Below are 14,111 nucleotides of genomic sequence, written 5' to 3' on the forward strand. Positions count from 1 at the left end.
CACCGTCGCAAGGGAGACGCGGCATGCATCCGGCATTACAGGGCCTGCTGACCATCGCCATCGGCGTGTCAGGGTGTGTGGGCTATTTCTACCTTTCGAACCAGTTTCTGGACAAAGTGCTGTTCCCGGCGCGCGGTCCGAATGCAGGGCGCAATATCAACCGCGCGAACATGATCCGGCCTTGGCTGTTCTTGTTTCCGGCGTTGGCGGCGTTGGGCCTGTATCTGGCCTATCCGGTGGTGGAAACCCTGCGTCTTTCGCTGACCGATCGTGTCCCCGGCGGCGGGTATGAATGGGTTGGGTTGGAAAACTACATCCAGATGGCCAACGAACCCAAATTCTGGGAAGCCATGCGCAACAACATGTTCTGGCTGATCATCGTGCCCGCCATGTCGACCGCGTTTGGACTGCTGGTGGCGCAACTGACGGACCGCATCCGTTGGGGTAACGTCGCCAAATCTCTGATTTTCATGCCGATGGCGATCTCGTTCGTCGGGGCCTCGGTGATCTGGAAATTGGTCTACGACACCCGTCCGGCCGAGCAGGATCAGATCGGGATGCTGAATGCGCTTTACATCTTCTTTGGTGGGACCGAGCCGCAGACCTGGCTGACTATTCCGCTCTGGAACAGTTTCTTTCTGATGGTGGTGCTGATCTGGATTCAGACCGGCTTTGCCATGGTGATCCTGTCCGCTGCCCTTCGAGGCATTCCTGAAGAAACGATCGAGGCCGCCATTCTGGACGGAGCCAACCCGTTCCAGATTTTTTTCAAGATCAAGGTGCCGCAGATCAAAACCACCATTCTGGTGGTCTGGACGACGATCACTATCACGGTGCTAAAGGTCTTTGACATCGTCTTTGCCATGACCAACGGCCAGTGGGAGACACAGGTTCTGGCCAACTACATGTATGACAAACTGTTCCGCGCCAACGACTGGGGCGTAGGGTCAGCCTCGGCGATGGTGATTATGCTGCTGGTAACACCGATCCTGATCTGGAACGTGCGCAACGCGCGCAAAGAGATGGAGTGAGGCGATGAGCGATATTGCAGGAACCAAACCGGCGCTACGCTGGGTCGTGCATGCCTCGGTCCTGTTTCTGGTGGTGCTATGGGTGGTCCCGACACTGGGACTGTTGATTTCATCCTTTCGAACGGCAGACCAGATTGCGACCAGCGGCTGGTGGAAATCCCTTTTCCCGTCCGAACAGAACCTGACTCTGCGGTCCGCCGCGCCGGACACACAGGTTCTGGAAAACGGGATTTACGTGATCGAAGGCAACCTGTTCGACGCGGGGACGTCGGCTACGATCTCTCAATGGGGGGTCAGCTCCCGGGCCGTGGATGCGTTTGTTCCGGGCGATACGGCGGAACTACGTCGGGGCGGTACGATCACTGTGGATGCGCAAGGTAACTACAGGATGGAGAATTCGGAAGAATTCACAGGCAGCCGGGGTGCCCGTGTGTTCGTGACCGCAGAATTACCGCCCGAGTTCACGCTGGCCAATTACCACAAGGTTTTGTTGGCTGAAGATTCCTCTGACAGCATGGGGCGGGCCTTTTTCAACACATTGACTGTGACCATCCCGGCGACGATCATTCCCATTTTGGTGGCGGCCTTTGCGGCCTATGCGCTGGCGTGGATGGACTTCCCGGGCCGCGCCCTGCTGATCGCAGCGGTCGTTGGTTTGTTGGTTGTTCCGCTGCAACTGGCACTGATCCCGCTGCTGAAGTTCCATCTGAATATTGGCATCGGCAAAGGATATCTGGGTGTCTGGATGGCCCATACCGGGTTCGGGATGCCCTTGGCGATTTATCTGCTACGGAACTACATGGCCGGTCTTCCACGTGATCTGATCGAGAACGCGCGGGTCGATGGCGCGACCGAGTTCCAGATCTTCACCAAACTGATCTTGCCGCTCAGTTTCCCGGCGCTGGCCTCTTTCGCGATCTTCCAATTCCTGTGGACATGGAACGATCTTCTGGTCGCCAAGGTCTTTTTGATCGACGCGTCGGGTCAGACCACCGTCATGACCAACCAGATCGTCGAGTTGTTGGGCACGCGGGGTGGCAACTGGGAAATCCTGGCAACAGCGGCCTTCGTGTCGATCGCCGTGCCGCTAATCGTTTTCTTCGCAATGCAAAAATACCTGGTCCGGGGCCTGCTGGCCGGATCCGTCAAATAGAGGCGTCTGATGAACGTGCAGAACACTGTAGATACAACAAAAGCAACCCAAACACCGGCCGATTGGTGGCGCGGCGGCGTGATCTACCAAATCTATCCCCGCAGCTTTCAGGACAGCAATGGCGACGGTATTGGCGACCTCAAGGGGATCACGCAACGGCTGGGGTACATCGCCTCGCTTGGCGTCGACGCAATCTGGATTTCACCGTTCTTCAAATCTCCAATGAAGGACTTCGGGTACGATGTCAGTGATTACCGCGATGTCGATCCAATGTTCGGCACGACGGAGGATTTCAAAGACCTTTTGGATCACGCGCATGGTCAAGGTTTGAAAGTGATGATCGACCTTGTGTTGTCACATACCTCGGATCAGCATCCATGGTTTAGCGAAAGCCGCGCAAGCCGCGAGAACGCTAAGTCCGACTGGTATGTTTGGGCTGACCCGAAGCCGGACGGAACGCCCCCAAATAACTGGCTGTCGATCTTTGGTGGTTCGGCTTGGCAATGGGATTCGCGGCGGTTGCAGTACTACCTGCATAACTTCCTGACCTCACAGCCGGATTTGAACTTCCATTGCCCGGACGTACAGGACGCCTTGCTGGACGTGGCCCGGTTCTGGCTGGATTTGGGGGTCGATGGGTTCCGTCTGGATACGATCAACTTTTACTTCCACGACAAGCAGCTGCGCGACAACCCCGGCCTGCCGATGGATCAGCGAAACGCTTCGATCGCGCCGATGGTTAATCCGTATAACCATCAGGATCACCTTTTCTCCAAGAGCCAGCCCGAGAATATCGCTTTCCTCGAACGGCTGCGCGCGCTGACTGATGAATATGAAGGCCGCGCCTGTCTGGGCGAGGTTGGTGACGCGCAGCGCGGGCTTGAGATCATGGGCGAATACACCACCGGCGATAAGCGGATGCACATGTGCTATGCCTTCGAGTTTCTGGAAAAGCGCGCCCTGACCGCGTCATACGCCAAACAGGTCTTTGACCAGTTACAGGACAAGGCCGGCGATGCATGGCCCTGTTGGGCCTTTTCGAATCACGACGTGCAGCGGCACGCCTCGCGCTGGGGCCTAAGCGACGCGGCCATCCGGCAACACGCGGTTCTCATGATGTGCCTGCGGGGCTCGGCCTGCCTGTATCAGGGTGAGGAACTGGGCCTGCCCGAGGCGGATGTGGCATTTGATGATCTGCAAGATCCCTATGGCATCGAATTCTGGCCCGAATTCAAAGGCCGCGACGGGTGCCGCACGCCGATGGTCTGGGCTGCGCAGGACGAACACTCTGGGTTCAGCAAAGGGCGCCCCTGGCTTCCGGTCAGCTCGTCGCAAGCCGAGCGCGCCGTGGACCGGTTGGAGCAGGACCCCAAGTCCATGTTGCACCACTACCGTATGGCGATTGCGCTGCGCCACGCGCATTCGGCTTTGATGTCGGGGGCGCAAGTTCACATGGTCCAGTCCGGCTCGGTTCTTACTTTCGTGCGTGAAGACCAAGCGGAACAGGTGTTCTGTGCCTTCAATCTGGGCGCAGACTCCGCAGAGGTCGTCACGCCCGAAGGCCAATGGCGCGTTATCGGGGAGGAGTTGGGCGGCGTCGGCGGGTCGGGAAATCTGACTCTCGGCGCTGCTCAATTCTGTCTGATGGCTCGGGAAAAGGGGTAGGTCATGTCAGAACTCAATCTCACGGATGTCGCAAAGACCTATGGCACTGTTGATGTCCTGAAGGATATCAATCTCGACATCGAGCGCGGCGAGTTGATTGTTTTCGTAGGACCGTCTGGATGCGGCAAGTCCACCTTGTTGCGCATGATTGCGGGGCTGGAGAAAATCTCGGGCGGAACGCTCGAGATCGAAGGTCAGGTTATGAACGATGTGCCACCCGCACAACGTGGTATTGCGATGGTGTTCCAAAGCTATGCCCTCTATCCCCATATGACCGTGCGCGAGAATATGGCCTTTGCCCTCAAGATCGCGAAACTGCCAGCCGACGAAGTCAATGCCGCCGTCGAGCGCGCCGCGCGAATTCTTCAGCTTGAACCGTTTTTGGATCGTTTGCCCAAGGCGCTGTCGGGTGGGCAGCGTCAGCGGGTCGCCATCGGCCGGGCCATTGTGCGTGACCCCAAGGTTTATTTGTTTGACGAACCGCTTTCCAACCTTGATGCGGCCTTACGCGTGGCGACGAGGATCGAAATTGCGCGTCTGAAAGAGGCGATGCCCGACAGTACGATGATCTATGTGACGCATGATCAGGTCGAAGCGATGACGCTTGCCAGCCGGATCGTGGTTCTGGCCAACAAGGGTATTGCTCAGGTCGGCACTCCGTTGGAACTGTATGAGACCCCGGACAACGAATTTGTCGCCCAGTTTATTGGTTCGCCCTCGATGAACCTGCTGCCGGGGGTTATTGCACAAACGGGCGAAACAACTGTTGTCGAGTTGGAGGCTGGGGGAACCATCACCAGCAGTATTGCGACCGAAGCCGGGGATCAGGGCAAACATGTGAATGTTGGTATCCGGCCCGAGGATTTTGTTCCAAGCGACACGGATGCCGCCTTTCAGGGGGTGGTGGATTTCACCGAAGCCTTGGGAGAGGTCACTTTGCTGTATTTCGAAAACCGTAAAGGGGCCGAGTCCGTAATTGCAAAATTGCAAGGCATTCAGCGCAACATGCGGGGGCAGATCGTCGCCCTTTCAGCCGACCCTGAAAAGGTGCATCTGTTCCACAATGGTTCAACCATGCGAAAAAAGCCCTGATATCTGTGCCGGTTATAAAATGCACCTGCGATCAGAGCGCAATTCAAACCCGTTCAAGCAGTCACCAGAACAGTCGTCGCCAAAATAAGTGGCAAACACGCGGTGCGCCCATTTTGGGGGCGCATCACGCTATTTTAGTTAATCCGCATCAGCCCCTTTGTTTCATTGCGATACACCGCATGTGAGGGGCACATCGTTTTCAAACTGGACTTATGAAAACTGGGAACTGTCACTTTTGGACTGACAGCCGGATCGCAAAGGTCTAGCCTGTATCCACAAAAACAAAAAAACGGATCTACAACGGGAGATATGACGATGACTAAACACCAAAACCTGTCCCGCCGGACGGTACTGAAAGGTGCGGGCGCGGCGGCGCTGGCGGCACCTCTTTACAGCAAAAGCGCGCTTGCCTCATCGGGTGAGATCAACATTCTGATGTGGTCTGACTACCTGCCGCCCAGTTTCCTGGAAGAGTTTGAAACTCTGACCGGGATCAAGGTGAACTATACCGGTATCGGGTCGAACGAAGAAATCATCAACAAGATGAAGGCGACCAAAGGTCAGGGCTTTGACATTGTCTCGCCCACCAACAACCGGTCCCTGCAGTGGGAGCCACTGGAACTGCTGCAGCCCTTTGACATGAACAAGGTGCCGATTGATCTGGTAAACCCGGCGATGGCTGCGATCGGCACGGATGCCTGGAACTTTGCGGACAGCGGGGTTCATTGGTTGCCGCATATCTGGGGCACCGAAGGGATCGCATATCGCACCGATCTGTGGCTGCCCGAAGGGGACGCGCCGTCTTACGGGGATGTCTGGTCTGAAGAAAACGCCGGCAAGACCATGGGCCGCGCACACTCCATGATGTTGGGTGCGGGTCTGTATATGGAGCGCGCGGGCGAGATGGAGCCGGGCTCTGTCTGGGCGGCCTATGGTGACGAAGACACCATGCGTAAAGTGTGGGGTCAGATCACCGACTGGTGTGTTGAGCGTAAGAACCGGATCAAATTGATCTGGAATGACGCGGATACCCAGAAAAATGGTCTGCTGAACGAAGGCGTTGTGGTTGGTCAAACTTGGGATGGTCCACCGCTGGCGCTGAAATCGGCGGGTGAGCCGGTGCACTATCAGGCTCCGGTCGAAGGTGCGATGGCTTGGGTTGACGGGATGGCAATGCCGACCGGTGCGACCAATATCGAACAGGTTTACGCCTTTATCGACTTTGCGTACCAGGCAAAACCGGCCGGTGTCGCGATTGACAGCCATGGCTATAACTCGCCTGTTCTGGGTGCCGATCAGTATTCCGGCGACACCTACAAGAAGAACTTCGCTGAAGCATATCCGGGCGACTCTTTGGCCAATCTGAACCCATGGCCGGCCGAGGCCCCATGGTACGCGGAAACCCGGACCGAGTTCGTCAACAAGTTCAAAAGCGCCTGATCGCGATGAACCCATACCCTTCGCCACCTGGCGAAGGGTAATCAAACCGCGCACCGTCAAGGTGCAGCGGACGCTAATTGGGTGCGCATAGCAAACGCACCAGACGGAGATACCAAAAATGAGTGCTGGGGTCGGTGTAGATCTTGAGAACCTTTGGATCCGCTTCGGTGACTTCGTCGCCGTTAGGGATGCCAATGTGAATATCAACGGTGGCGATTTCTTTTCGTTCCTCGGGCCGTCTGGTTGTGGCAAAACGACGATTTTGCGCGCCGTGTCGGGCTTTCTGGACCCAAGCGAAGGCAAGGTCCTGATCGGTGGCAACGACATGCAAGGCATCGGGCCGAACAAACGCCCAACCGCACTGATCTTTCAGAACCTTGCGCTGTTTCCCTTGATGAAGGTCTGGGAGAACATAACATTTTCGATGGAGATAAAAGGCGCTAGCGCTGCTCAACGCCGCAAGCGTGCGGACGAGTTGCTAGACATGATTGCTCTGCCCGGTCAGGGCGATAAGCTACCCAGCGAATTGTCAGGTGGACAACGTCAGCGTGTGGCGATTGCGCGCGCGTTGTGCGCCGAACCTGATGTTTTGTTGTTGGACGAACCCCTTTCGGCGCTTGATCTAAAACTGCGTCAACACATGCGGACGGAACTGCGAGAGATTCAGCAACGGGTCGGTATCACGTTTATCTATATTACTCACGATCAGGGCGAAGCTCTGACCATGTCGGACAAAATTGCTGTCATGCGGGCTGGAGTGATTGACCAGATCGCTGACGGTAAGACGATTTACAACGACCCTAACACGGCATTTGCAGCTTCGTTTGTCGGTGAAAACAATGTGTTCCGAGGAAAGATCAAACAGATCATGGGGGCCGAGGCCCTGATCGCCACCAACCGTTCTGGCGATCTGGTGGCGCGGATATCCTCCGCCAATCAAGGCAAGATGAAAGAAGGCGATGAGGCGATGATGTTCATTCGCCCCGAGGCTTTTGCCATTGCGGCCGAAGGTGCATCTGGCAACCATTTCGTGACGGCGCGGGTCAATCACGAAGAGTTCGAGGGCAACGTGTTCAACATCTTCACTGAAGGTGAAGGCGGCAAAGAGATCAAAGTGTCGATCCCGAACCACGGACAGTCCTTCCAAGACCACACCGGACAGAACATCACGCTGGAATACGAGACCCATAACGCGGTTCTGGTCCCGGCGGGTGAACTGGCTGCGGAATAGAGGGTCGGACACATGCCCAAGTTCCTCAAAGAGTTTTTCAATCGCAACGGCACCGGGATGGGGCTGGCGATATTGGGGCTGGTCCTGTTCTGGACCATCGGCCTGATTATCCTGCCTCAATTGTCGATGCTCGACTTTTCGTTCCGCCCGAACCTGCCACCGCCGGAAATTGGCGGACCAAAGGACGTCTACACGCTCGAGAACTACAAATACCTGATTTATGGCCCGGAAGGGGGATCTCAGGACTACAATTCGGTCGACCTCAGGGTGTTCTTCAGAACGCTGCTCGCGGCGGTTTGCGTGACTATATTCAACCTGATTATCTGCTATCCGATCGCCTACTATCTGGGGCAATCCAAAGGCAGCCACATCCGCATTTTCGCGATTTTGCTGATCATCCCTTACTGGATCAACGAAATCCTGCGCGCTTTCGCATTGCGGATCATCTTTGGTGAGACCGGAGTTCTGAACACCTTGTTCATGGGGCTGGGGATCTGGGATACTCCGTTTGATTTTATCCGCAATGACATCGCGCTCTATTCGGGTCTCGGATATGCCTACATCCTGTTGATGATCTTCCCGATCTACAACGTGATCGAAAGCCTTGATCACAACCAGATCGAGGCGGCGCGCGATCTGGGCGCGCCTTGGTGGAGGATTCACTGGCGCGTGGTTATTCCCTACGCCAAGCCGGGTATCAGTTCGGGCTGCACGATGGTCTTCATGCTATCCGCCGGTGCCCTTGCAGCGCCGCAGATTCTGGGCGGCCCGTCCAGCCTGTGGTTCACGCAACTGATCTATCAGCAGTTCAATGACAACAATGACTGGCCGCAAGGTGCCGCCTACGCGATCGTTCTGCTTGTGACCTGTATCTTGTTCGTTCTGGCGGTCATGCGTCTGTTCAAGGTGAACATGGGGGATATCGGGAAATGAACCTCTCTTTCCTTCGTGTAAGCATCTGGGTCTACTTGGCCCTTTTCTTCCTCTACCTGCTTGGTCCGCTTGTGATCATGTCGGTTACGGCGTTCAATTCCTCGGCTTTCCCGCGGATGACGCCGTGGGAGTGTCTGACCTTTCAGTGGTTCGGGGATCTGTTTCAGGACCAGCGTATCCTGAACGGGATCAAGAACTCGCTGATCATCGGTGCAGGAACGGTCGTTCTGTCGGTGGCGATGGGGCTGGCGGGTGCGCTGATGCTGACCCAGATATGGCCCAAGCTGCGCGCGACCTACTACACGATCATCATTGCCCCGATCCTGATACCGGGCGTGGTTCTGGGTATCTCGACGCTTGTATTCTGGGACCGGATCAATCGGATGCTGGGGCTGGGCGCAGATAGCGTTTTGTCAAACGGGGTTTTCCTGACAGTGATCGGTCAGTCCACCTTTATCGCAAGCTACTGCATGCTGGTTCTGGTGGCGCGGTTACAACGCTATGACATGGCGTTAACCGAGGCCGCTCTGGACCTTGGTGCGACCCACGCACAGGCGTTTCGCAAGATCCTGCTTCCGTTCATGCGGCCTGCGATCGCATCGGCGGCTGTGCTGGCATTCCTTGCATCGTTCGAGAACTACAACACAACCACCTTTACCTTTGGCGAATACCCGACACTGACGATCGAACTGGCGCAGAAGGTACGCTATGGCATCACGCCGTCGATCTCGGCCCTGGCCTTCATCATCGTGGCGCTGACCGTGTTCTTTGCCCTGCTGAACGAGGCCAAGCTGAAACGGCAGGAACTGGTTGCAGCCGCGCGCAAGAATGCCACGGTCGAGGAGTTGGCGGGGAAAATCAAACTGCCCAGCTTCTTTGCAGGCAACATGGCCGCCGTGCTTCTGGTCGTGTTCGCCGTCGCCACGATTACCGTGGTCGGTACCGCTACCGCGTACAACCCGGCCCAGTGCATTGCCAATGTCAAAGAGGAAAAACGTCTGGAAGCCGAACAGCGTATCCAAGAGCTGCGCAAGCAGCGCGAGGAACAGCGCAAGAAGCGCGAAGCAGAAGAGGCCGAACAAGGCGATGCAGGGCAATCTGCTCCGAAACCTTCAAACAACAGCGGCTTTGGCAATGTGTTCGCACCGAACACGTTGGGCAGCGGCGAAGAAGAAAGCCAGGATACAGAAACGCCACCGGCAAACAACGGTGGTTTCGGGGGCGTATTCGACCCAAACAGCCTGAAATCTGAATAACTGAAAAGCCTGACAAAGGCCGACTGCGCCCGAAGAGATTACCCCTCTTCGGGCGCGTTTTTTGTCAGTATGGCAACGTCGCACGCGTTGACCTTGATTCCCTTCCATTCCACGGGTGTTGCGTTGTAGTTGATCAGGAATGTATGGCCCTTGGTGTCTCGTCGACGAAGGCTGCCGGGCATTGGGTGCAGCGCCAATCCCACCTGTTGCGAGGCCATTTTGATCACGCGATCCCACAGCGCTTCATCGGGGAAGCCCGCCAGATACCAAAACCCGTTTTCGCCTTTCAGGGCAGAAGTGCCGTCCTCAAAGGTCAGCAGATCGGGCGCTGATCCAGACAAGCGGTCAACCCAGTGCTGGGCGGCACCAACACCCTCGACTTTGCGTGTTACTGATGGGGGCAGGGTCTCAACCAGATCAACCTCACAGGCCAAACCCGACAAGCCAGGGCGCCCCGTACTGGGGATTTGGAAATCCGGCGTGATTGCCCCCGTGCGCGGGCCGAGGACAGCCAGAGCACATCCCTTGCTCAGGCGCATCTCAAGGTCGTTGTCCACACTGGCCAGGCCCGGCGCAAGGATCGCTTTGTAAGTGTTCTCGGGGATGTTGTCCGCGGATAGGAAATCGACGGAAAGACCGGCCCGCCGCAGGGCGCGGTAGGCCGAAAACACCAGGCGGAAGTAATCGAATCCAGCGCCTTGTGGTTGGGTTGCCCACGCCCAGTCAGACGCATAGTCGAAAAGGATAGCAACATCGGCCTTGCTGTGTTGGACGTCGCCTAGTTGGGACAACACACCCCAAGTTTGCCGCGCTTCGGACAAGCCCGGTGCAGGTTTGTTGTTCGACGTCAACAACCCTGCGTGCATCTGTTCTTGGGCAAACGGAGCCTGCCGCCACCGAAAATAACTGACCACTTCGGCGCCATGAGCCACCGCTTCAAGCGACCAAAGCCGCACCATCCCCGGCAGGGGTGCCGGATTGTACGGAGCCCAGTTCACCGGCCCCGGTTGCTGTTCCATAACCCACCAGCGCTCGCGCCCGACCGCGCGATAAAGGTCGTGATGAAACGCCTGCATGTCGGGATCACCCTGCTGCAGAAAGGCGGTTTTGTGCGCCTCATTAGCCTCAAGCCTGTCTGACAGGAACCCGATTGGATAGCTGTCCCATGTGGCGATATCTAGATCTGCCCCGACTTTGAAGTGATCAAACTCCAGCGTGCGCCCCATGTAGTTGTGCAATAGGGGCGCTTTTGTCAGAGGGCGCAGAGCATCGACCTGCGCCTTGTTAAATTCTACCACCTGATCAGAACTGAACCGACGAAAGGCCAGAACATGCGCTGGGTTTGGTTCTGTCACGGTCTGATTTGGCAGGTCGATCTGATCGAACCCATCGTATTCCATCGACCAGAACACATTACCCCAGGCAGAGTTCAACGCATCAATGGTGCCGTATTGGTCCTCAAGCCAGCTTTGAAAGGCGCGCAGGGCAGGGTCGCTGTAACTGAGTGTCGTGTCGTGGCAGCCGTATTCATTGTCGATCTGCCAAGCGGCGACATGGGGATTAGCCCCGTAACGCTCGCCCATGATCTGGGCAATACGTGCGCACTCCGCGACATAGCCTTTGTGACTAAAACAATAATGTCGGCGCGATCCGAATTTTCTCGGCTGCCCTTGCGCGTCAATCGCCAGCATGTTGGGGTGTTTTTCCTGCATCCATCTTGGTGGCGTCGCAGTTGGTGTTCCCATCACGATCTTAAGCCCGGCCGACCCGAGTGTTTCAACAGCCCGGTCCAACCAGTCAAATTGCAGGTCACCTGCGGTCGGTTCCAGTCGGCTCCAGGCAAACTCACCGATCCGAACCCAGCTCAGCCCGGTTTCGATCATCTGTCGGGCGTCGTCTGCCCACATTTCCTCGGGCCAATGCTCGGGATAGTAACAAACGCCAAGTTCTGGCTTCATAGGATGACTCTGTGTTCTGGTTGCCCTTTACCGGCATCAATCGCGGCAAAGGTCATTCCGTTCGAGGGGTGTTGTGAGAGGGTGGTTTGATCCAAACCCTCCCGCGCGGTTGTGCAATAGAGTGTAGTCCGCTCTGCGCCGCCAAATGCCGGGCATGAGATATGCGCAGCAGGAAAGGTCACCGCTTTGAGGAGCTGCCCATCAGCGTCATACGCCGCCACCCGGTGTGCGCCCCATTGCGCGATCCAGATATTCCCTTCCGTATCCACAACTGCGCCATCGGGGTTCAAACCGTCCACCCGCAGATCGAGGAAAACCGTGCTTTTGCCCTCGGGCCATCCGGTTTCGGTGTTTAGTGCCCAACGCATAACTTGTTTGGTCACTGTGTCGGTGTAGTACGCGCAGGACCGGTCCGGTGCGAAACAAATGGCATTCGAGATCGTGATATTGGGAACAAGCTGTCGCAATTCACCTTGCCAATAGCGATAGATCGCGCCTGCACCGTGCTCGGCGCTTTTACCCATCGTGCCAATCCAGAACCCGCCCCAAGGGTCGGCGCGGCCATCGTTTGATCGCGTGACAGGGTTGTCAGCCTCCAACGGCATGACAAGGTCTTTCGTGTTACTTGACAGATCGAAACGCCACAGCCCGGTTTCGGACGCAATCAGTAAGGTGTTCTCATCTACCCATCCCGCGGCCGAAACATGTTCTGGAAATTCCCAGCTAAGTTGTTCGCCGTCTACTTGCGACATCATGCGTTTGTTGATGATGTCGAACCAGAAAAGCTGATGCCTTTCGGGGTGCCATAACGGTCCTTCGCCCAATTCGCAGGGGCGATTGTCAAAGACCGGGCTCATCCGGCGGCCGTGTCATAAGCTGATACGATCCGCTGCGCTCGGTCGGAGACCTCTTGCACCGACAGACCCGGTTTGAACAGCGCAGAGCCTATGCCGAAACCGTCTGCACCGGCCTTGGTCCATTCGGCAAAATTTTCAGGGCCGGCACCGCCCACAGCAAAGATCAACGATCCCGCAGGCAAGACCGGGCGCAATGCCGCCAGGCCAGAGGGCCCCGCCATTACACCGGGAAACAGTTTCAATCCCGTCGCGCCCGCCTTGAGCGCGGTGAAGGCTTCGGTTGGAGTATAAACTCCGGGCCAGCTCTGCATGCCCAGTTCAACCGTGCGATGGATGACTTCGGGGTCGCAGTTTGGCGATACGACAAGCTTTCCGCCAACGCGGGCCACATCGTTTACTTGCTGGGGTGTCAGAACGGTTCCCGCTCCGATCAATGCCTGATCGCCAAACTTCTCAACCAGAATTGACATACTGTCTAACGGGTCGGGTGAATTCAGCGGAACTTCGATCCGGTCAATGCCTGCTTCGATCAGGGCATGTCCGATTTCGGCTGCTTCGGTGGGTTGCAGTCCACGAAGGATGGCAATGATAGGGCGGCTCATACAGTTTGCCTCGTCAGCATGCGGGCTTGAAACAGACCCGCCAATGTGGATTGGGTTGCGTTAACAGTCTCAACAAGAGCGCCTTGTTGCTTGAGGGCGCTTGCATAGACATTTGCGATACCTTCGGCGCCAATGATTGCGATTTGCTGACCCAACCAGTAAGGGCGTGTCGCCGCAAGTTCCGCGCCAATCAGAAACCCGGAAAGATGTGCCCGCGCGACACCAGGATCTTCACCGCGCAATAAATCAGCGGCCCGCAAACCAAACAACCGTGCTGCAAGCTGTTCCGGTTTCGACAAGGTGTCCGCGACCGCTTCGGCAAAGGCGACGTCGTCCCAGCCTTCGCTGACCGAATGTCTTAGAACCGATTGTCCGCGCAAAAGCTCAAACAATTCACCGGTCATGAACGTCCGGAAACTGACGACCTCATCGGCACTGATCTGCACCCACTTGGTATGCGTCCCTGGCAGGCATAGGACGCCGTCCCAGTTTTGGCGGCCAGCTAAAAATCCGGCGATCTGGGTTTCTTCGCCGCGCATGACATCTGGCGGAGCGTTTTGTTTCAACCCTGGCACAACAAACGTCCGAATGCGTGGATCCGTGTTGGGCACGCGGATTGGGGCCGACGGAAGAGGGGCAACAGGAACAGTGGAATAGGGGGCCTCGACCCAGCCTTGCCTTGCCCCGACCATACCGCACGCGACAACGTCGGTTGTCGTGCCGCCCAGCCAGTCTTCGATCAGGTCCAACAGTGCCGACTGAAATTCGGTTTTACTCAGACGACCCATGCCTTTGTCGGATTCGGCTTGATCCAGAATCTTTTCACCCTGCATTGCCCAAACTCGTAGATGAGAGGTTCCCCAGTCTGCCGCGATCCATTCAACGCTCATTGC

12 protein-coding genes are annotated in these 14,111 nt (G+C 56.7%); 8 read left to right on the forward strand and 4 right to left on the reverse strand.

What is annotated here, in order from left to right; translation table 11 throughout:
• Nucleotides 1–23: 23 nt before the first annotated feature.
• From GOX73_RS14175 to GOX73_RS14210, 8 genes are all read left to right on the forward strand, one after another.
• A complete protein-coding gene (locus GOX73_RS14175) occupies nt 24–1,031 on the forward strand; it encodes a carbohydrate ABC transporter permease (protein ID WP_171123326.1) in 1,008 nt (335 codons plus the stop codon).
• 4 nt (nt 1,032–1,035) lie between these two features.
• A complete protein-coding gene (locus GOX73_RS14180; protein ID WP_171123324.1) occupies nt 1,036–2,184 on the forward strand; it encodes a carbohydrate ABC transporter permease in 1,149 nt (382 codons plus the stop codon).
• Between the two features lie 9 nt (nt 2,185–2,193).
• Nucleotides 2,194–3,849: an alpha-glucosidase gene (locus GOX73_RS14185; RefSeq protein ID WP_171123322.1), complete on the forward strand. Its 1,656-nt coding sequence runs from the start codon at nt 2,194–2,196 to the stop codon at nt 3,847–3,849.
• 3 nt (nt 3,850–3,852) lie between these two features.
• Nucleotides 3,853–4,941 carry an ABC transporter ATP-binding protein gene (locus GOX73_RS14190; protein WP_171123320.1) on the forward strand — a complete coding sequence of 363 codons (1,089 nt, stop codon included), beginning with the start codon at nt 3,853–3,855 and terminating at the stop codon, nt 4,939–4,941.
• 315 nt (nt 4,942–5,256) lie between these two features.
• The gene (locus GOX73_RS14195) at nt 5,257–6,381 is read left to right on the forward strand and encodes an extracellular solute-binding protein (RefSeq protein WP_171123318.1); all 1,125 of its coding nucleotides are present in this window, start codon (nt 5,257–5,259) and stop codon (nt 6,379–6,381) included.
• Nucleotides 6,382–6,499: 118 nt separating this feature from the next.
• Nucleotides 6,500–7,612 (forward strand): ABC transporter ATP-binding protein, encoded by a 1,113-nt coding sequence (locus tag GOX73_RS14200; protein ID WP_171123316.1) that lies wholly within the window; start codon nt 6,500–6,502, stop codon nt 7,610–7,612.
• A gap of 12 nt (nt 7,613–7,624) precedes the next feature.
• A complete protein-coding gene (locus GOX73_RS14205; protein WP_171123313.1) occupies nt 7,625–8,545 on the forward strand; it encodes an ABC transporter permease in 921 nt (306 codons plus the stop codon).
• Complete coding sequence (locus GOX73_RS14210) at nt 8,542–9,801, forward strand: ABC transporter permease (protein ID WP_171123311.1); 1,260 nt, start codon at nt 8,542–8,544, stop codon at nt 9,799–9,801. Before GOX73_RS14205 ends, GOX73_RS14210 begins: the two co-directional genes overlap by 4 nt.
• Before the next feature lie 38 nt (nt 9,802–9,839).
• Here GOX73_RS14210 and GOX73_RS14215 read toward each other — a convergent pair whose 3' ends face one another.
• From GOX73_RS14215 to GOX73_RS14230, 4 genes are read right to left on the reverse strand one after another with little or no spacing between them, the layout of a single operon-like run.
• On the reverse strand, nt 9,840–11,759 hold the full coding sequence (locus tag GOX73_RS14215; protein WP_171123309.1) for a beta-galactosidase: 1,920 nt from the start codon (nt 11,757–11,759) through the stop codon (nt 9,840–9,842).
• A complete protein-coding gene (locus GOX73_RS14220; RefSeq protein WP_171123307.1) occupies nt 11,756–12,616 on the reverse strand; it encodes an SMP-30/gluconolactonase/LRE family protein in 861 nt (286 codons plus the stop codon). The genes GOX73_RS14215 and GOX73_RS14220 overlap by 4 nt, the downstream gene beginning before the upstream one ends.
• Entirely contained in the window at nt 12,613–13,218 is a 606-nt protein-coding gene (locus tag GOX73_RS14225) for a 2-dehydro-3-deoxy-6-phosphogalactonate aldolase (protein ID WP_171123305.1), read from the reverse strand. Before GOX73_RS14225 ends, GOX73_RS14220 begins: the two co-directional genes overlap by 4 nt.
• On the reverse strand, nt 13,215–14,108 hold the full coding sequence (locus GOX73_RS14230; protein WP_171123303.1) for a 2-dehydro-3-deoxygalactonokinase: 894 nt from the start codon (nt 14,106–14,108) through the stop codon (nt 13,215–13,217). Before GOX73_RS14230 ends, GOX73_RS14225 begins: the two co-directional genes overlap by 4 nt.
• Nucleotides 14,109–14,111 lie beyond the last annotated feature (3 nt).

It is taken from the genome of Ruegeria sp. HKCCD7221, from assembly GCF_013031225.1.
GTDB lineage: Bacteria > Pseudomonadota > Alphaproteobacteria > Rhodobacterales > Rhodobacteraceae > Ruegeria.